Source organism: Pseudomonas sp. MYb2, from assembly GCF_002979955.1.
Taxonomy (GTDB): Bacteria; Pseudomonadota; Gammaproteobacteria; order Pseudomonadales; family Pseudomonadaceae; genus Aquipseudomonas.
The window spans coordinates 324,317-343,335 of the sequence record NZ_PCQC01000007.1 but is presented as its reverse complement, the minus strand read 5'-3'; the positions used below and the strand labels follow the sequence as shown (position 1 = coordinate 343,335).

Below are 19,019 nucleotides of genomic sequence, written 5' to 3'. Positions count from 1 at the left end.
TAAAAACTTGTCTAGCTAACGAAATTCATTTGTAGGAGTGAGCCTGCTCGCGATAGCGGTGTGTCAGTCTCTGGAGATGTCGCCTGAAACACCGCCATCGCGAGCAGGCTCACTCCTACATTTGATCCGTGGTGTGCTTTAGAACGAGGACTGGATCTTGATCCCGCCGATCAGGGCGTCGTCGACGTCGTTCACGCCACCGGGGTGGCGGATGTATTGCAGGTTCGGGCGTACGGTCAGCCAGTTGGTCACGTGCACGCCGTAATACAGCTCGGCGCTGTATTCGGTGTCTTGCGGTGGCAGGAACGACGGGTCGTCGTAGTCATACACGGCGTTGGCGCGGTTACTGGCTTCGGCGTTTTTGCGGTAGGCCGGGTTGACGTGCACGCGGGCGAGGGCGAAGCCGATGTCGTCCTTGGCGCGCGCATCGAACGGGCCTTTGTAGGTGATGCCGGCCTGCACGTAGTTGTCGATCGCGTTGGTTTTCTTGTCGTGCATCGTGCCATTGGCAAACACGCTCAAGCCGCGACTGTTGTCGCTGGCGACGCTGGTGATTTGCTGCTGAATGCCCAGCCACACCCCGTGTTTGCTCGACGCGCTGCGGTAGGCTTCGCCGCTGAGGGCCGCCGGTTGGCCGTTCTGATCTTTATAAGCGTCAGTGGCTTTGGCGTTGCTGTAGTAGTAACCGGCGCGATATTCACCCGGCAGGCCGTTGAGCTTCGGTGTCCACACCAGTTCGATCGGCAGGATCGCGCCCTGAGTGCCGCTGCCGCTTAGCTTGAAGCCATTGCCGCGATCGAGGTTCGACGGGTTCTGCTCGTAGGCGCCGACCTGTGCGTACAACTCGGGGGTCAGGTGATATTTGACGCGCAGCGCCCATTGGCTGACCGGCCAGTTGTACCAGATGCCGCCGACCCAGTTGCCGACCTGCGAGCCGCAGAACGCGAGGTTCTGGAAGTCGCACGGGAAGCTGTTGAAATCTTCGCCTTCGCCGAAACGGCCGACCTTGATGTCGAGTTTCTGATCGAAGAACTTCTGCTGGTACCACATCTGCGTCAGGCGTGTGGTCTGGCCACGGCCCCAGACTTCCTGGGCAGAGGTGAAACCACCGACACGCGGATCGTTGATGCGGTCGTTGCTGATGTTGTTGCCGCTGCGCTTGGTGATGGTCAGTTGAAACTCGGCGTCGTCCCAGCCGAGGATCTTTTGCAAGTCCAGGTGCGTGCCCAGACCGAACTGATCGCTGTAACGCGCGGTGCGGTCATGGTCATAGCCACCGTGCAAGTTGCTGCCCATTTCGCCGGTGTAATCGAGTTTGAAGTCGTAGCCTTTTTCCGAGAGTTCGGTGCGCGTGCCGTTCCAGTCACCGAGCATGTAAGGTGATTCACTGTCGAACGCGGGCGCCGCTTGTGCGCAGGTGGCGAGACCTAGCGCAGTGCAGCTGCCAAGGGTGCGCAGGGCTGAGATAGCGCTGTCTCGGGAGAAGGAAAAATCGGGCATGGATAAGTCTTTTTTTGGTGTTTTCGGGGGTGCAATTCGTGCGCTTCAATATGTCGCAGGCAGTGAAGCGATTCAGCGGAAGGGCGGCAGGATAATGATCTGTAACAAAAAGACAAAGGCCTTTTATAAACATGCATCCTTTCGGATTTGGTAACAGTGCGAAAAGATCGCAGCCTTCGGCAGCTCCTACATTGAAATGCGTACACCTGTAGGAGCTGCCGAAGGCTGCGATCTTTTGACCTTGACCTACATTTGAAGGAAGCCCTTCCACCGAACCACCCCCTCGGCTAAGGTGCGCGGCTTCTGCATTTTCACTTCGCCCAAAGGCCTGGCATGAACGACCAAACCCCCGATCCGCTGCACGGCGTCACCCTCGAACAGATCCTCAACGCACTGGTGACCCATTACGAATGGTCGGGGCTGGCCGAGCGCATCGATATTCGCTGCTTCAAGAGCGACCCGAGCATCAAGTCGAGCCTGACGTTCCTGCGTAAAACCCCGTGGGCGCGGGAGAAGGTCGAGCGTCTGTACGTGAAGCTGATGCGCACCAAGCGACCGCTTTGAGATGGACGCCGTGTGGCGCCATCGCCTGATCACCTGCGCGGCCGTATTGGGCTGGGCGGGGTTGGGCATTCAGCTGTACCTGATTTTCTTCGCGCGCTTGAGTGTTGGCGCCAGCCTGTTGGGCGGGCTGGTGAGCTTTTTCAGTTACTTCACGATTTTGACCAATACGCTGGTGGCGACGGTGCTGACCTGTGCCGTGACCGCGCGTGAATCCGCTGCGCGCCGCTGGTTTTTGCAGCCGTGGGTGAGTAGCGGGATTGCCGTGAGCATTGCTGTGGTTGGACTGGCCTACAGCATTCTGCTGCGGCATTTGTGGCATCCCGAAGGTTGGCAATTTTTTGCCGATGAACTGCTGCACGACGTGATGCCGCTGCTGTTTCTGGGCTATTGGTGGGCGTGCGTGCCCAAGGGCACTTTGCGCTGGTGGCATCTGCCGGTGTGGCTGATTTATCCGCTGGCGTATTTCATCTACGCGTTGTTGCGCGGGCATTTGCTCGGCGCGTATGCATATCCGTTTATTGACGTGGCGGTGTTGGGTTATCCACAGGTGCTGATCAATGCCGGGGGGATATTGCTGGGGTTTGTGGGGATTGGCTTGGTGGTCATTGGTCTCGACCGCTGGAGATTTGCACGAAGTTAAAGCACTTGTAGGAGTGAGCCTGCTCGCGATGGCGGTGGAACAGTTACAAATTTATTGACTGACACTCCGCTATCGCGAGCAGGCTCACTCCTACAAGGGATATCACTCTTTTTCAGGAGTGCCTTCGGCGCGCCAGTAACCGACCGCTTTGATGAGCTGCTCATCGAGCCCATGCTCATCAATCAGCACCCGGCGAATCTGCCGCGAGACTTTCGTTTCGGTCGCCACCCACGCATACAGATTGCCCTTGGGCACCTGCAATTGCTTCACCGTCGCCAGCAAATTGTCCTTGCCGCCCTCGCGCAACACCCAGATCACATTGACCTGCGCTGCGCTTTCCAGCACTTGCTGCTCGGCGCCGTTCTCCACTTCGATCACCACCAGCGCCTTGCGATTGGCCGCCAGGCCTTCGAGGCGGCGGGCGATGGCGGGCAGGGCAGTTTCATCGCCGATCAGCAAATAGCTGTCGAAGATGTCCGGCACGATCATCGAGCCGCGCGGGCCACCGATGTGCAGGAATTGCCCGGGTTGCGCTTGCTCGGCCCAGGTCGACGCCGGGCCGTCACCGTGCAGAACAAAATCGATGTCCAGTTCCAGCGCATCGAGGTCGTAACGACGCGGGGTGTAGTCGCGCATTTCCGGCATCGGCCCGTTGTCCTTGCCAGCGCCGAGCACCATGGTCTCCAGCGCGGCCGTTTGTTCGGCGTTCTGCGGGAACAGCAGCTTGACGTGATCGTCCGTGCCCAGGCTGACGAACCCGGCCAGCTCCGGCCCGCCGAGGGTGATACGGCGCATGCGCGGGGTCAGGTCGACCACGCGCAAGACTTCAAGCTTGCGGCGTTTGATTTCGTGCATCACGCGGTGAATGGTTTGGGTATCGACTGCGGTCATTCGGCTTTCTCCTGGGCAAATTGAACGGCAGGGCCGTCGACAATGGCTTTGGCGGTGTCGTTGAGCAGGTCACGCACGCGCAGGATTTCGTCGGCGCTCCAGCGCCCGTGGTGCATTTGCAAGGCATGGCGCAGGTTATGCACGGCTTCATGGATTTCTGGTGGGCGATCATGGCCTCGCAGCGAGCGTTTACTGACTTCGATGCGCATGCGCACACCGTCCAGTGCCACGGCTTGTTCAGTTAAAGACAGACGCCCGGCGTCGGTGACGCTGTAGCGTTTTTTACCGCCTTCGGCGTCACCGGCAACCAGGTCACTTTCTTCCAGAAAGGTCAGGGTCGGATAAATCACACCGGGGCTCGGGCTGTAGGCGCCATCGAACATGCCTTCAATCTGGCGGATCAGGTCATAGCCGTGGCACGGCTGTTCGGCAATCAGCGCCAGCAGTAATAATTTCAGGTCGCCTGGAGCGAACACGCGGGGGCCGCGACCGCCGCGTTCGCGGCCGGGGCGTTTCTCGAAGCCGTCACGAGCGTCGCCGTGTTCGCGGTGGGGGGCATGATGGTCTCTCATTTTTTCCTTCTCTCTCGTCGTGTTTAGATACAACTTAAGATATATCTTTAGGCCTGCGCAAGGCTTTCTGACCGACGGCTGCCTTCCATCAATCGAATTTTCAGGCATCCCTGCGCGCGAATGATCAAAAAAAAGCGGTATTAAATCGCCCGCTAAAAGTGCAGTTTAGTGCTAACTCTCTAATAGCCGATGACGGCCTTTATTATCAGGAGAGTGTGGTATCGGTCTTACGGAAGTTGCTTTAAAAGTTGGCGCGCCAAGACAGATTGCTGGCGCGCTGTAGTCTCTCTCTTACAGTAGAACTTGAATTTTTCAGAAATTAACGGTTTTTTCTTTCTGGGGTGATGGCCGCCAGGCTACAAGTTCCTCGGAAGTTGCCTGCTTACTTTAAATATGAATTGCTTGATGATTGTCTGGCGTTGCAAGTTGAGGGTGGACACACCTCGTTCGTGAACGTTTCGTTCGCCAGACACTTTCAATGAATAAACCAATTTATATATGACAGGTATTGAATGATGCTCAAGAAACTCGCTTTTGCCGCTCCTCTGACCGTACTGGCCATGAGTGCTTCCATCGCGTTCGCCGCCACCGAAGCAAAACATTCGATCAGTCTGGTTGCGCATGTGCCTGCCGACGATTTCTATGCGGTACCGGTCGATGCCGATCTGGTCAACAAGGATCAGGACATGAGCTACAACCCGTCGACTGCTTCGATGCGTGAGGTCAATGGTCATTTCGACGTGCTGCACACGGCCGGCAAGGTCCACGCTCGCTTGGAAAGCGTGCCGAAGCTTATCGCCGGCAGCCAGAGTATCGATCTCAAGGTCGAACTCAATGGCAAGACGCTGACCACCACGTCCCAGGAAGTGGTCGGTGATGCAGAGTCCAATACACGCTACCGCGCACCGTTCAAAATCAGTGCGCCAGGCGCCAAGCCAACCGCTGGCGATTACACCGGCGTGGTCATGCTGGTCGTAGAACCTTCGGTTTGATCGCTACAGGCAGCAACTAACGCTTACTTGTCCAAGTAACGTAACCGGCCGGCAACTTGTCTGTTGTCCGGTCGGGCTTTTACTTTCCGGTAACCAGAGTATTCGTTCATGTTTCCGATGACGCCCATCGCGGCTGCGCTTGCGTTGCTGTCATGCACCAGCGTACTGGCGGCGCCCGCACCAGTTGATAACACCCCGCGAAGCTTACTGGCGCAGGCAAAAGGTTTGCCGGCAGACTTTGAAGAGCACTTTTTTGATGTTCCATTGGCGGTTCGGGTGGAACTTGATAGACAGCCGTTGGGCGAGGCAATGATTGTATTGTCGCGCGATGATCGTATTACCTTGCTCGACTTTACCGACACCAGCGACAGTCGTTTCAGCGCCAGTGAGCGTGAAACCTGGGCGAGCATTCTCAAACCCGGAGTCGCCTTGGGGGCGTGTAGCGGACAATGCCCCGAGCAATTGCTGGCGGTGCATTACAACCTGGAAAACTCCTTGCTCTCGATTGCCACGGAAAATGCCGAGCGCGATCTGCAGACCCAGCGCTTTCACGATCAGCCCGAGGGCGGCAGCAGTGGACTGATCTTGCGCAACCAACTCAACTTCAACGGCGGTCAGGACCAGGATCCAGGTGGCCGGCTAGGCTTGGAGGCCAGTGGCAGCCTCGGTAACTGGAGTCAGACCTTCAACATGCAATTGGCGCGTCTCGGCGGGCCGGACGACAAGACCTATCACGCAATACATGAGCTTTATACCCAGCGCGAACTGCAGGGCAGTTTTTTCCGCTTGGGTTATTTCACCCCCAATTCCGAAGGCCTGACCCGTCAACCGCGTTCATTCGGTACCAGTCCCGACACGGCGGTGGGCGTGATGTACGGCAGTTCCGACAGCCTTGCGGTGGACAGCCCCCGGCCAAGTGTTTATCCGATCTATGTCACGGCCAACCGGCAGGCGTCAGTGGAAATCTATCGCGATGGCCTGCTGATCAATACCCAGGCGGTTCCCGCAGGCCTGCAGACACTTGATACCCGGCCCCTGCCTGGCGGTATCTACGAAGTGGAAGTGCGTTTGATCGAAGACGGTCAGACGACCTCGACCACTCAGGAGCTGATCTACAAACCCGTCAACTGGAGCAACCTCGACGACCGCTGGCGCTACAACCTGTTCGCCGGCCAGGAAAGCAAACTGCTCAGTAACTGGGAAGAGCAGGACAGCGGCGACATGACCGCCGGCGCCTCGATCAATTATCTGCTGCATCCGCGGGTGATTCTCGGACTGTCGGCGCGCCAGGTACGCGCAAAACTGCAATACGGCAGCTCGATCGACTGGAGTGTCGCGGACAACACCAGTTTTTACGCCAATCTTTATCAGACCGAGGATCACGGCACCGGCGTTGATTTGCAGGGGTTATACAACTACGGCGCCGGGAGTCTGGTGATCAGCCACAATCGCAGTTGGCTCGACACCCGCAATACCTACGACACGCTGCCCGACGGTACGCGTGTACGCCAACGCAACGTCTTCACCGGCGAGACCAGCAATTCGTCGCTGGCGCTCAGTCACCGGATCAGCCGCAAAAACTCGCTGAGTGCGCGGGTGTCCCACAGCGAGGGCAATGTTGAAGGTGTCGGCGCCGATCTGGGCTGGTCGCAGCGTACCGAACTATTCGGCAGCGACGCCAATTGGCGGCTGTCGTTGTTTGATCGACCGGGCAGTTACAGCAGTGGCGATGCACGCAATCGCGGCGTCGACCTTAGTGTCAGCATGGCGTTGGGCGGGGCAGGTCAGCAAATATCCGGCAGCATCGGCAGCCGCACCGCGCGCGATGGCAGCCGTGACAACAATGCCTCGGTGGGTTATCGCAAGGACCTGCAAGGCCATGTACTGCAAAGTGTGTCGGTGACGGCGCTGACCGACACTTATGGTGTCGGCCTGGCCAGCCTGGCGAACTTTCGCACCGACACGGTCAATGGCGACGGCTTCCTGCAGCGCTCGTCTTACAACGGCAACTTCACCGGTGGGGTAAACCTCGACAGCACCGTGGTGATTGGCGCCCGACAGCTGGTGATGACCAGCCAGCACCATGGGCGCGGCGCGGGCATGATCGTCGATGTCGAGTCGGACATTGCCGGCATATCCCTGCGCGCCGACGATCTCAGTGGCGGCAGCGCGGCTCTGCACCCCGGACGCAACTTCATACCGCTCACTGCCTACCGCAATAGTTCGGTGAGCTTCGACTTTGACGGCAATCACGTCCCGGCGGCGAGTATCGAACCGTCGCGTACCCGTTATCACCTGAACAAGGGCGGCGTGGAGTACCGCAAGGTGCGCGTGATGAAAACCCTGACCGTACTTGGTCGCCTCGTCGACCCACAAGGACGGCCGCTCAAGGGGCATCACGTGATCAATCACGCCAGCCGTGGCGTCAGCGAAGTCGACGGGTTTTTCTCGATGGAGATGCATGCCGGCTCGCCCACCCTGCAAGTGCGCTACGCCGACCAGTTGTTGTGTCAATTCCGTCTTGATGTCGACAGGCATCGTAGTGAAAACAACGTGTTGATGATCGGAGATCTGCGCTGCTCGCCGGACACGTTGGCCGAGGCCAGCATCAGTCAGCAGAAGGCCGGCTGATGACTCCAGTATTGATCCTTCACAGAGTGCAATCATGACCCTGAATATTTTTTCGCCGCGATGGCGGTACCGTGGCTCACTGCTGGGGTTGCTGGCGATGTTGACGTCACCTTCGGCGGGAGCGGTGACCCAGGAAATCAAGGCGTTGTTCACGCCTGACTCCTCCAATCCGCAACGTAATGAGTTCGTCAACAAGACGCCGCCCAGTGGTTACTGTGAGTACTACCCCGATATATGTGCCAGGAGCAATATTTTCAGTATCCGCCTGATGACACGCGTCGAGTCGAACAAAGCCATGCAGGCCAATGCTGATTCACGTAACAGTGCCATGTTCAAGGCGCCGGCAGGGTGGCGGTCGTTGTTGGTCACGAATGTGGATACCGGAGACGTCAAGCGTGTCGAAGTACGTATTGCTGGCATCAGTTCCAATTATGAGTTGAGTGATACAGCTGCCAAATTAACCGGCGCCTCGAACGCAGAGGATGGGCACACTGCGTTATGGAAAGGCTCGAGCTGGGTGAATCCGGCACCTCCCTGTCAAACCACCGGGGTCGGTTTTTTTTCGGAGAAAACCTACGCTTTTTTCTGGTTAACCCCAAACGAAAGCCCCTGCGTGAAAGTCGCCAACTTTCCAATCCCTGCCATGAGCTACACCTATCTGGATTTTGCCTACGAACTGCGTACGCCAAATCCATTGGACATGTCGTCGGGGAATTACACCGGGAGCTTGAGTTATCGCCTTGGCCCTGGGGCAGACTTCGACTTCGGCGACGTCATGATTCCGAATGACCCTGAATTGACCCTCGATTTCAATCTTGAGGTTCAGCACACCCTGAAAGTCGAAATCCCCCCCGGTGGCGAGAAAATCCAGCTGGTGCCCGTCGGCGGCTGGCAGAGCTGGCTGCACGCCGGGCGGCGGCCGGTCAGCCTGTTCCGCGATCAGACTTTCAACATCTCGGCGTCGTCGCACTTCAAGATGCGAATAGGGTGCGGACCTGGAATTAATGACGAATGCGCGCTGGAGGATTCCGACGTGAACCGACGGGTCGAACTGTTCGTTTTTGTCAGCCTGCCCAATGGCATCACCGACCTTTCCGGCCAACCGGTGAGGCGCTTGCGACTGAGGCCGGGTGCGGGGAATGAGCTGTATTTCAAACCCGGCTTCTATGTGGATCGGGCACCGGGAACCCTGCATTTCGAAGTACCTGCGCATTCCATGGCAAACATGCTGCGGCCCGGTGAAGGCCGAGGCGGCAGTTACTCAGGTGTTGTCGTGGTGATCTGGGATTCGGATATCTGAGGGCGCGAGCTACGAACAGGCTGGCCACCGTCCGTGGCCGATGTTCGCCGTGCGAGTCAGTTTTACAGGGCGTTTTGGCGTGAAGACTTGCACAGGGATTCAGCGGTGGTTGTTACGTTCTTTCCTGCTGCTGCTCAGTCTTCATCACCGTGACAGGGGCTCGGAAGTCCGACAGGTGAAGCTTGCGTTGTGTTCAATGTAAAGAGGTTTATGGCTATGAAACGATTGTTGCTGATGATGGGTTTGAGCAGTTTTTCCCTGGCCGTGTCGGCCGGGCCGCAGATCAACGTCGGTACGGTGTACGACTACCTCGACGGCGATAAAAGCACCTACCTGAAACGGGTGTTCAACAGCGGTGACAGCACTGCATTCGTTAAGGTCAACATCCTCGAAATCGTCTATGAGGCCGACGGTACGTCGCGGGAAATCGAGGTCAGAAACCAGGCGGACATGGCCAGTCGTGATGGCCTGATGGCCAGCCCCGCACGGCTGATCGTGCCGGCCAATGGCATGCAGGGCACACGCCTTCTGCTGATGGGCGCGCGTGACACCGAGCGCTATTTCCGTGTGCGCTTCATCCCGGTGGTGCCGGAAAAGGAAGATGAATTCGCAGTCTCCGCCGAAGAGCGTGACGAATACAAAAACAACTTGTCTGCCGGGGTCAACGTCATGACCGGTTTCGGTACGGTGTTCTTTGTGCGCCCGAAAAACAGCCGATTCGACAGCGTGATCGAGGATGCGCCAACGACGTATCGAGTGCGTAACAACGGCAACACTGTGGTGGTGGTCGATGAGTTTCGCAATTGTGCCCTGAAGGACGAAAACGCCTGCGAGCCGACCACCAAACACCACATCCGCGCTGGTAACAGTTTCGAATTCGACAAGAAGCCCGGACGCGAATATCGCTTCAATCTGGTCGAGGGCGACAGCAAAAAGACTTTGCGCGTCGCCGGCAACTCATCACGGGATGACCTGAGATGATCAAGCAATCGTTCATTGCCTTGTGCGCGGGCGTTCTGACGTTGTTCAGTGCCGGGCTATTTGCGGCGCGCGAGGAGCACCGGTTCCAGGTGTCGGTGGACATTCCGACGCTGGGTTTTTACGTCATACCGGCCGAGACGGACTGGATTCATCGCGCGCAGATTCTGCCGTGGAATGTCAGTGCGAAAACCCTGGGCGGCGTGCGCAAGCACTTCGATGTCCGGCACGACACCAGTGCAATCGAGGCCCGGCTGGACAGTGAACCCTACCTGTCCAATGGCCGTGACGAGCAAAACATCTATTTGCGTGTCAGCTTTGCCGGTACCGTGCTGACTCATGCGACGCCGCGTCAGGTGCTTTCCGCCGAGCAGGCCAGGGCCGGAGGGCGTTACGTGCTGGATATTCAGCCGGTCGTGCCCGCCGGTGGCTACAAACCGGGAAATTATTACGGCAACGTGCACCTGATATTCAATGCGGCGGCGCCCTGAGTTCGCAGGTCTGTCCGGTTTCAATGAACAGACCCAGGACTTTTACGTCGGAATCAAAGTCCGGCGCGCTTCAATGCTTCACGGGTCAAACGTCGCGCGAGCTCCTTTTCGTCATCGCCCAGATCGATCAGTAAACGGTCGAATACCGCGTCGCTGATGGGGGCTTCGTCAAACACCACGGTCGGCGGCACCGATAATTCGTTGATCAATGCGTTGAGTTGCTCCCGAAGCGTTGCGCGATCGTCGTCCGAGGTTGATTCAACCCATTGGCGCTGGGTTTCGCGCAGGCTTTCAAGCCGCTCATATCTGGCTTGATACAGACGTTTATTGCTTTCGCTGCGCACCGGGTATTTGTCGCTCAGGTATTGCGTCCAGAAATCGAGTTCGAGCATCGCGTTTACCAGGCCGTCACCTTCACCCAGCGCCAGTACGGTGTCATACGCCTGATCAATCATCGCGTCCGAGACGCCGGACACCTGTCGGTAAAGCATGCCTTCGGACTGCCAGGGCAGACCGAGGCGTTTGGCCAGTCCCGTCTGATACGCCAGGTAGATTTCAACGTCATCGGGGTTGCCGCCACGGCTCGCGACGTCGGCCCGGGCAATCTCGTTGACATGCTCCAGTCGCGCCGCACCTTGTGCCAGTGTCACCAGTTTCAGCTCAAGCTCTGCCGGACCGATGGAGTAGGCACGTGCTTCGAAAGCCAGGACGTTGATGCCCATATGGTTGAACAGCTGCGCTCCGGCATCGGCGCAGTCAACCGGTGCGACCACCATGGTGAAGAGTTTTTCCCGCAGACGAGTGTCAACGTGCACGGCGTCGAGCATGCGCCAGACGCGTTGCATCAGTTGATCGCGAACGGCCCCTCCGGCGCGGTAATCGGCAAAGTCCCGAACACTGAGCAAGGTCGCCATGAACGGCTGGGCGGCGGGCTCTTCCACCAGTTCGGCCCAAGGTGTCTCGCGGTTTACGCCCCAGCCTGGAACGTCGCCCCAGTAATCGGCGCCGTAGGTCGAGACGATCGAGGTGTTTTCCGCATGACCAAGCGGTATGAGAGGCTCGGGAGGCAGGGCCATCGAGCGACGGTGTGCCTGATAGCGCAACTGGTTGATTTCCGACAACCCGGCGACGTCGAGTCGCGTGCGTGCCACCAGCCATTGCGCATCGGACCCCGTCGCGACTTCAGGCAATCGGGACAGCGGATTGCCGCGCAAGTCGAGGAGAAAACCACGCGGGCGGGGCTTGGCCAGCGTTCCTTCGGGCCAGGCGGTCAGCCCGGTATTTCTCAGTGTGATCACCTTGAGGCGAGGCATGCGTGTGAGGTCGGGCGACAAATTCAATGGATTGTTGTCAAGTTTCAACACTTCCAGATAAGTCAGGCTGCGCAGGCGCGCGACGGCGGCGGGATCCAGGACGATCTGGTTATCGCTCAAGCGAAGGCGCTCGAGCCGACGCACCGAAGAACCTATCTGGTCTGGCAAACGTGCCAGGCCACAACCTTTGGCACTGAGCTCGATCAGGTGCGGGAAGTCTTTGAGCAGGCTGGACGGGTCAGTGGCAAACCGTGTGTTGTCGAGTTTCAGCACGGTGACTTTGTCGAGGAATTTCTTCAAAACCGGCCGCTTTGCCCACCAGGTCTGCAGGTCCAGTGGCAGCATTTCCCGCGAGAGGTCGAGGGTGTAAGACGTGGGATCTGCGCGGTTGCCGAGGTCCTCATTCTTGCGTTCGAAACAGTCGAGCAGACGCTCATAAATATGCAGCCCGCCATCGTCGCGAAAGCTCTGACTATGCGGCCCCCAGGTCTCCGGTTGCTGGTAACGCCAGCGATGAACGATATTGCGCAGCTCATCGAGATCCTTTGCCTGAGTTTCAATGGCTTTGAGCGGTTCGCCTTGCTCGGTCAGGGCTTCAGCAAATACGTTGACTTCATGCGGGCTGAAATGCGGGTGCAGATCCTCAATGCGCTCCTGCAGGGTGACGGCATTTTTGGTCAAGCCTGCGCCACGCACCAGAAACAATGTGTCGTATTCAGCCACCGGGCGTATCGGTGGGCTGGCGAGCAGCGTGCGGCGCTCACTCAGCGCCGTGGTCTTGGCGAGAATCCACTGTTTGAAGGGTTCAATCTCGCTCGGCCGGTAACCCAGGACACTGCCGCCGTCCTTGTCGATGGCGTGAAGGATCGATTCATACAGACCACTCGTGTCGTGGATGGGACGATTTTCGCCATCGCGCACTTGGTAGCGGTCTGTCGCGAGCCGCACCAGCACTCGAACCTGTTCGGCTGAATCGCTACCGGCGCTGCAGCGTAACTCGCCATCGAAAGCGCCATCACGGATCTCGATCCGCAGGGCTCCAAAAGTGTCGCTGTAGTGGCGCAAGGTCCCGAGAATCAGACGCTCGCTGTCGACGTTGCTCAGCGTTTCGAGCTGCAAGCCCTGGGCGGCCCTGACCGATTGCAGTTCGAATTGCACCTCGCGCGCCAATGTTCTCAAGCGCAGCGGCAAACGACGGCGCAGGGCAATCTGCTGCAACTCCATCGGCCGCGCCTGGGTAATGACACGTTCTGCAAGGACGGACGTGAGTTGCGGACAATCCACCAACACTTGTCGGGCGGGTAGCGACGGTGCTGGTGCGACCTCATCTGGCGCCATACCCAGGTGTATCAGGGTGTCGAGCAACAAGGGCGGAGGTGGAGTGTTTTCAACATGCATGCGACGCAGCGTGTTCTCTTCGGTGCCGGTAAACAGACGAATCTGTTCCAGTTGCGTATCGCTTGAACCTTCAGTGCCATGGACGACCCGGCGCATCAGTTGCGTAGCGGACCACTGTCGCGGGTTTTCCGTTTCGCAGACCCAGGCGCCACGGGCGTTGTGCACGAGAGCAGGCGAGTAGGCGCGGGGCCGCTGCGGGTGGCGAATGCGATGCTGGCCGGTAAGCCGATCCTGCTTTACTTCAAACAGATGCTTATCGAGCCGCAGCAGCTGTTTGTCGCCCACCGAATGCAACCCTTGTGCATCGGGCGTTACGGTTGTCGGCAGGGCCTGATCGGGCAAGCGATAGGGCGTCAGGTCAGGATTCCACAAGCGCGTCTGGCCGTCCGCCAGTTGCACCGGCTTCATGCCCTCGATGAACGGCGACAACTTGAACCGGACGACATGACCGAGGGTGGCTCCGGCGGCGAACGCACCCAACTGAACAACGCTTTCGAGTATGCCGATCGCTTGCTCACCCGCCTCGGCAAAGTGTCCTTCGGCCATATCCACCACTCCTTCGAATGCGCCATCAAGCAATTGATAGGTGGTGTAAGCCAGCATCAGCTCGCCCACAAAGGGTACGAACGGTGTTACCACCAGCAGTGCTACGTTGAAAATGTCCGAGAGCAGTTTCTCCAGATTGTCCCACCAGGCCCAGCGCGCCATTTGATCGGCGTAGGCGGTGGAAATCGCAATCTCTGCAGCGTCACCAAGGATTTTGTTGAGCTTTTGGCGATACAGATAACCCCATAGATCACCGTTGAAACGAGTCTCGCGATCATCCCGGAACCGCAACAGGCTGAATTGCAGATTGGGGTTGTCCACCGGTGTATCGCGCCAGCTCGGTGCGTTGGAACCTGGCGATGCGGGTTGCCATTTAACCCGGCTCAGGCGGTCGTTCAAACGTGAAAAGAAATGCCCACGCTGTTGCTGATTGACGAACTGGCTGAAGAACGTCTGATAGCTTGCCGGCGAGGACTTATCGCGCAATTGCCGGGTGAGCTCGCTCATGAATTCGAGCGCCGAGGCGTATTGCTTGAACGGATGTTCAGGGTCGTGGGGAACGTAGGCAATTATCGGGACAGGAGCTTTCGCGCTGCCTGCATCAGGGATGATGAGGACAATCCCGGTCAACGTCACGTCCATCAGGGCAAGGTTGTAATAATCGACCGGTTGACCGTTCCATTGCAGGTTGCGGCGGTCATCCAGCATGCCTTTGACAACGTGGTAGGCATCCTCGCTGAGGTCTTTTTTAATCAGCGCCATACGGGCGGCAACATTCATCGCGGACTTTTGGCTGAGCACGACTTTGTGCCGTAAAACCTGCTTTGCAACGCCATCGGACGGCAGTAGAAATGCATGCAAATGCTTTTCGTAGCGTGCACCGAGATCCAGTTCCCGACACAGTGACTTGAATTGTTCGACCGTCAGTTTGTGTTTAAGTGGCTTAACGCTGAAATGCCCATTGGCGTCAGGGCGAGTGATGAACTCCGAGTCCTTGCTGAAGACTTCGTTACGGGAAAAATTATGCAGCGCAGCATCCAGCAGAGAGACGGTGCGGCTTTTCGTTCCGGCAGCGAAGTCATGCGTCCACCATGATGTATTCACTGGCGCATACAAGCGCAGCCAGGTGTGCTCGACGTCATCCTCGACAGCAAAGCGCTGCTTAAGCGCCTCCTGCAACAAGGGTTTGGCAAAGGCGTAGACGTCTTGCAGGTTGCTCAGTGCCTTATCGACGCCGTTCTGGCTTTTCCAGGCCAGTTGCAGGTCGTTTTTCAGGCGCTGGTGATCCCGGGTCGAAGCCTCTCGATGCCACTGTGCAAGGGTCGCGCGGGTATTTTTCAACTGCTTGATGCGCGCCGCATTACTGCTCAGCAGCCAGGCTGGAAGGGCTTTTTCGATTGTCTCGTAATGAACGCTGGCATCGGCAGGCGCCAGCGTTGAGGGTGCGGGCGGTCGCCCAGGCAAGGGAATGAGGGGCATTGAGGTGATCGTCCTTGATCAGAATGGGACAATCAGACTAGGCAACAACACTCACCTGAAAAAGCGCAAAAAACTGTTTGAAACTGCACTGAATTCGATGTCTGGCGTCGAAAATCAAGGTGTGAAAAATACAATGTTATCGCCACGGCGCAAGCGTTCTGTGCATCAACGCGCTGCGGTGACCTCCGGCGTCTGGCACATCGTGTGCGTGCCCGGTTGCAAGTACGGTGACAGGATCGGCGCCATACCCTTGAGCACCTGCACCGGCAGTGCCGAGGTGAATTTGAAGTTTTCCGCCGAGCGCCCAGGCACGAAGGCGGTCAACGTGCCGAAATGATTGTTGCCGATGTAGAACACAAAGGTCGCAGTGCGGTTGATGGATTTCGAGCTGAGAATGCGTCCGCCGGAACCTATGGCTTCGATGCGGTTGTCACCCGTCCCGGTCTTGCCACCCATGACCAGTGGCGTGCCGTCGGCGATTTTGAAACTGCCGGAAACACGTTTCGCCGTGCCTGAATCCACCACTTGCGAGAGCGCCTCGCGCATGGCCGTGGCGACTTCCGATGGCATCACTCGTTTGCCGACGTGGGGGTCGTTGGTCAAGCGTGTTTCGTACGGGGTGTCTGCGGCAAAGTGCAGGCTGTCGATACGCAGCGTCGGCATGCGTACGCCGTCGTTGAGGATGGTGCCGATCAGTTCGGCCAATGCCGCAGGGCGATCGCCAGAGCTACCGATCGCAGTCGCCAGCGATGGTACGAGATGGTCGAACGGATAGCCGACCTTCTGCCAGCGCTGGTGAATCTCCAGGAACGCTTCGATCTCGAGCATGGTGCGGATACGACTGTCGCGGGCGCCTTTGTGCTTGCTCTTGAACAGCCAGCTGTAGACTTCCTGACGCTCGAACTGGCTGGCCTTGACGATTTGGCTGAACGTCGCGTCGGGGTTGTGCAGCAAGTAGCCCATCAACCACAGGTCGAGAGGGTGAACCTTGGCGATGAAGCCTTGATCCGGCAGGTCGTAGCTGCCGGGGCCATAGGAATCGTAGAGACGGATAAGGCGATCGTCGGTGAGTTTTTCATTGAGCCTGGTGCCTTTGAGGTGCGCGCGCACGAAGGTGTTGAAGTCTTCCTGGCTGGCATCGGGCAACAGATAACGGTGCACGGCGGCCATGCGGATCGGCGTTGGACGCATGCTGTCGAGGAATGTATCAAGCCGTGCCTGGGTGTCCTTGTTTTTGTATTTCTTCCAGAATTTGAGCAGAAACGAGGTGCCTTCGCGGTCGGCGAAACTGGCCAGGTATTCCTGACGGCGCGGGTCACGATCATCCTTGAGCAATTCGGCGCTGCTGTTGGGGCCGGAGTAGGTGACGTAGCGCACCACATCGCGCATCAGGCGAATGAACGGCAAATTGATCGATTCACGAAGCGCATCGCGCAGCGTCGGTATGCGACCGTTGTCCTCCTTGCGAAAGTTGTGAAACACGTGCAAACCGCCACCGGTGAAAAACGCCTCGCCAGGGCTGGCGGAATATTTGCGATCCAGCGCCGCGCCGAGCATTTTCGACAGGTCGCGATCCTTGTTTTGCACCAGGTAATCGATGACCCACTGGCTCAGGCGATCCTGATCGGGGATTTCGACTTTCTTCAGCTCCGGTACCGACATGCCGCCATATTTGTCGTGCAGTTCGGAGATGATTTGCAGATAAGTGGTCAGCACCCGCATCTTCGCCGTTGAGCCGAGTTCCAGCTTGCTGCCTTCGTTGATGTCGAACGGCTGGTCGGTACTGTCAGTCTGGATGCGCACCCGCGAGCCGTCCGGGGTCAGCTCGAACAGGGTGAAACTGTAACGCACCTGGGTCGTGCTGGTCGGGGTGAGCAGGCGCTCGCCCATCAAGCCGATCTGCGCGGCGAAGGCCGGGTCGGCAAGTTTTTTCAGGTACTCGGTGGCCTGGGTCTGCAAGTCGCCTTGCAAGGTACTGGTGGCCGACAGATCGAGGCGGTCCAGGTCGTACAGCGGACGGTTGAGCATGCTCGCCAGACGGCTGCGGGCGACGCTGATGCCTTTATTGGTTTCGATAGGCTGGATGGTCGGTTGGGTCTGCCAGTCGCGGTAGGTGACTTTGCTGGCCAGTGCTGCATCGGCCACTGCGGCATCGATCACGCCGTTCTGCTTGAGCAGGCGCAAGTGGCTGTCGGTGAGGTCGGCGAGTTCTTCACGGCCCTTGGTCAGGTAATGTGAAGGGCGCCGCTGGGCGATCATCAGCGAGAGCATTTCGCGCAAGGCCAGGCCTTTGTCGGCCATGGATTGCGGATCGGTGGCCGGGCTGTTCAGTTGCTCGTTGGCCTTGGTGAAATCACTGCCGTACCAGACCCGCAAGCCTTCCGCCATGCCGTGCACTTCACCGTGCCCCGGCACCGCCGACAATGGCACGCTATTGAGGTAATCGCGGACGATGTTCTGCCGTGCGCCGAGGGTTTGCGGGCCAGGCTGATAGGCGCGCACGCTGGCGGAAATCATCTGGCGGATTTTCTCCGCACCGGACACCGTCAGACCCTCCGGTGAGTGGCGGTATTTTTCCAGTTGCGTCGCCAGCGTACTGCCGCCAGCCGACTGACCGGGCAGGTGCAGTAATTTCGCCACCTGCGACCACGCGGCCATGCCGAAGCGGGGCCAATCCACTGCCGGATTGGCGCGGGGCTGTTTGGGGTCGAGCAGGAAGCGGTTTTCAATGAACAACAGACTGCTGACGACCACGGGTGGTATCGCCGCGAAGCTGGGATACAGTTGCTGCGGATAGTTGTATTTGTACAGCGGCGCAGCGCGGCAATCAGTGATGGTCAGGCCAGCCTGGATTTTTTCCGAATACGGCACGAACAGACCTTTATCGGTGTAGCTGAGCAAGGCCGGGGAAAAACGCGTTTGCTCGCTGATCACGTAACTGCGCTTGAGCAGGCGCGGCAGGAATTCATCGAGAGAGCTGTAGCCCAGACGTAAATCGAACGGACCATTGCCGGGGTAACGGATCGCTTCACTGGGACCTGGTTCCAGCTTGTAGGTCAGCGAAGAAGCGTACTTGCTGACTTCAGCGGACTGGAAGCGCGAGGTGCGCATTTCTTTGGACGCAGCCAGTCCTGCCACGATCGCGATAATCAACAGCAACAACCAGAATGCCTTCCAGCCATGCCGAGGGCGGCGTGGTTTATCGGGGACAGGCGCTTGATCCACACGTTCAGTCGGAACCACGGTTTTACTCGAATCGGTTTGCCACAAAGCGCCCATAGTCGATTGATCCATCCACACAGATTGATCGGACTTGTCTGAAGCTTAGACGGTGGTTGGCGCTGGTGAAAAAATTGTGAAGGGTTGGGGGTGGGGAAGTGCTGAACAAATCTGGAAGTCGAGCAGATGGCTTTGAAGTTTGGAGATTTGTGGCGAGGGGATTTATCCCCGTTCGGCTGCGTAGCAGACGCAAAACCAGTCACCGCGGTGTGTCAGACAATCTGCAGTGACTGGTTTTGGGACCGCTTCGCAGCCCATCGGGGATAAATCCCCTCACCACAGGAGCAATGTGAGTCAGAGAGTTCTGAGTTAGAGCCGTTGCAGGATCAATTGCACTTAGGCAGGGGCATGACGGTGCACCAATGCTGTGCAATACTCGCCGCCTTTTTCAGCGGTGAAAATTCCTGCGAAACCCAGGGAATGCCTCTCCGTAAACCGGGCTTTT

At 58.1% G+C, this 19,019-nt stretch carries 12 protein-coding genes; 7 read left to right on the top strand and 5 right to left on the bottom strand.

Features of this window, described 5'->3' with window-relative positions; translation table 11 throughout:
• Positions 1-138: 138 nt before the first annotated feature.
• Positions 139-1,500, bottom strand: coding sequence for a carbohydrate porin (locus CQ009_RS15010; protein WP_064392027.1), 1,362 nt, complete (start codon positions 1,498-1,500; stop codon positions 139-141).
• Positions 1,501-1,833: 333 nt separating this feature from the next.
• On the opposite strand from CQ009_RS15010, the gene CQ009_RS15005 reads away from it, so the two are divergent.
• Positions 1,834-2,064: a VF530 family DNA-binding protein gene (locus tag CQ009_RS15005; protein ID WP_008088485.1), complete on the top strand. Its 231-nt coding sequence runs from the start codon at positions 1,834-1,836 to the stop codon at positions 2,062-2,064.
• 1 nt (position 2,065) lies between these two features.
• Positions 2,066-2,704, top strand: a complete 639-nt coding sequence (locus CQ009_RS15000) for a Pr6Pr family membrane protein (protein WP_105707181.1) — start codon at positions 2,066-2,068, stop codon at positions 2,702-2,704.
• Between the two features lie 102 nt (positions 2,705-2,806).
• Here CQ009_RS15000 and CQ009_RS14995 read toward each other — a convergent pair whose 3' ends face one another.
• Both CQ009_RS14995 and CQ009_RS14990 read right to left on the bottom strand, forming a co-directional pair.
• Complete coding sequence (locus CQ009_RS14995) at positions 2,807-3,595, bottom strand: siderophore-interacting protein (RefSeq protein WP_105707177.1); 789 nt, start codon at positions 3,593-3,595, stop codon at positions 2,807-2,809.
• Positions 3,592-4,167, bottom strand: a complete 576-nt coding sequence (locus CQ009_RS14990; RefSeq protein ID WP_064392020.1) for a PadR family transcriptional regulator — start codon at positions 4,165-4,167, stop codon at positions 3,592-3,594. The genes CQ009_RS14995 and CQ009_RS14990 overlap by 4 nt, the downstream gene beginning before the upstream one ends.
• A gap of 515 nt (positions 4,168-4,682) precedes the next feature.
• Here CQ009_RS14990 and CQ009_RS14985 point away from each other — a divergent pair.
• From CQ009_RS14985 to CQ009_RS14965, 5 genes are all read left to right on the top strand, one after another.
• Positions 4,683-5,159, top strand: coding sequence for a CS1 type fimbrial major subunit (locus tag CQ009_RS14985; protein WP_177430993.1), 477 nt, complete (start codon positions 4,683-4,685; stop codon positions 5,157-5,159).
• 108 nt (positions 5,160-5,267) lie between these two features.
• Complete coding sequence (locus CQ009_RS14980) at positions 5,268-7,790, top strand: CS1-pili formation C-terminal domain-containing protein (RefSeq protein ID WP_105707171.1); 2,523 nt, start codon at positions 5,268-5,270, stop codon at positions 7,788-7,790.
• Between the two features lie 34 nt (positions 7,791-7,824).
• Complete coding sequence (locus CQ009_RS14975; RefSeq protein WP_105707168.1) at positions 7,825-9,090, top strand: hypothetical protein; 1,266 nt, start codon at positions 7,825-7,827, stop codon at positions 9,088-9,090.
• Positions 9,091-9,306: 216 nt separating this feature from the next.
• Positions 9,307-10,071 carry a pilus assembly protein gene (locus tag CQ009_RS14970; RefSeq protein WP_064392013.1) on the top strand — a complete coding sequence of 255 codons (765 nt, stop codon included), beginning with the start codon at positions 9,307-9,309 and terminating at the stop codon, positions 10,069-10,071.
• Entirely contained in the window at positions 10,068-10,559 is a 492-nt protein-coding gene (locus tag CQ009_RS14965) for a CS1 type fimbrial major subunit (protein WP_105707165.1), read from the top strand. The genes CQ009_RS14970 and CQ009_RS14965 overlap by 4 nt, the downstream gene beginning before the upstream one ends.
• 53 nt (positions 10,560-10,612) lie before the next feature.
• On the opposite strand, the gene CQ009_RS14960 is transcribed toward CQ009_RS14965, so the two are convergent.
• Both CQ009_RS14960 and CQ009_RS14955 read right to left on the bottom strand, forming a co-directional pair.
• Positions 10,613-15,295, bottom strand: coding sequence for a dermonecrotic toxin domain-containing protein (locus tag CQ009_RS14960; protein WP_105707162.1), 4,683 nt, complete (start codon positions 15,293-15,295; stop codon positions 10,613-10,615).
• Between the two features lie 165 nt (positions 15,296-15,460).
• Positions 15,461-18,574, bottom strand: coding sequence for a transglycosylase domain-containing protein (locus tag CQ009_RS14955; RefSeq protein WP_105707160.1), 3,114 nt, complete (start codon positions 18,572-18,574; stop codon positions 15,461-15,463).
• Positions 18,575-19,019: the final 445 nt, after the last annotated feature.

Coding starts and splice junctions, on each gene's coding strand:
- CQ009_RS15010 (WP_064392027.1), bottom strand. CDS start 1,500: ATGCCCGATTTTTCCTTCTCCCGAGACAGCGCTATCTCAGCCCTGCGC.
- CQ009_RS15005 (WP_008088485.1), top strand. CDS start 1,834: ATGAACGACCAAACCCCCGATCCGCTGCACGGCGTCACCCTCGAACAG.
- CQ009_RS15000 (WP_105707181.1), top strand. CDS start 2,066: ATGGACGCCGTGTGGCGCCATCGCCTGATCACCTGCGCGGCCGTATTG.
- CQ009_RS14995 (WP_105707177.1), bottom strand. CDS start 3,595: ATGACCGCAGTCGATACCCAAACCATTCACCGCGTGATGCACGAAATC.
- CQ009_RS14990 (WP_064392020.1), bottom strand. CDS start 4,167: ATGAGAGACCATCATGCCCCCCACCGCGAACACGGCGACGCTCGTGAC.
- CQ009_RS14985 (WP_177430993.1), top strand. CDS start 4,683: ATGCTCAAGAAACTCGCTTTTGCCGCTCCTCTGACCGTACTGGCCATG.
- CQ009_RS14980 (WP_105707171.1), top strand. CDS start 5,268: ATGTTTCCGATGACGCCCATCGCGGCTGCGCTTGCGTTGCTGTCATGC.
- CQ009_RS14975 (WP_105707168.1), top strand. CDS start 7,825: ATGACCCTGAATATTTTTTCGCCGCGATGGCGGTACCGTGGCTCACTG.
- CQ009_RS14970 (WP_064392013.1), top strand. CDS start 9,307: ATGAAACGATTGTTGCTGATGATGGGTTTGAGCAGTTTTTCCCTGGCC.
- CQ009_RS14965 (WP_105707165.1), top strand. CDS start 10,068: ATGATCAAGCAATCGTTCATTGCCTTGTGCGCGGGCGTTCTGACGTTG.
- CQ009_RS14960 (WP_105707162.1), bottom strand. CDS start 15,295: ATGCCCCTCATTCCCTTGCCTGGGCGACCGCCCGCACCCTCAACGCTG.
- CQ009_RS14955 (WP_105707160.1), bottom strand. CDS start 18,574: ATGGGCGCTTTGTGGCAAACCGATTCGAGTAAAACCGTGGTTCCGACT.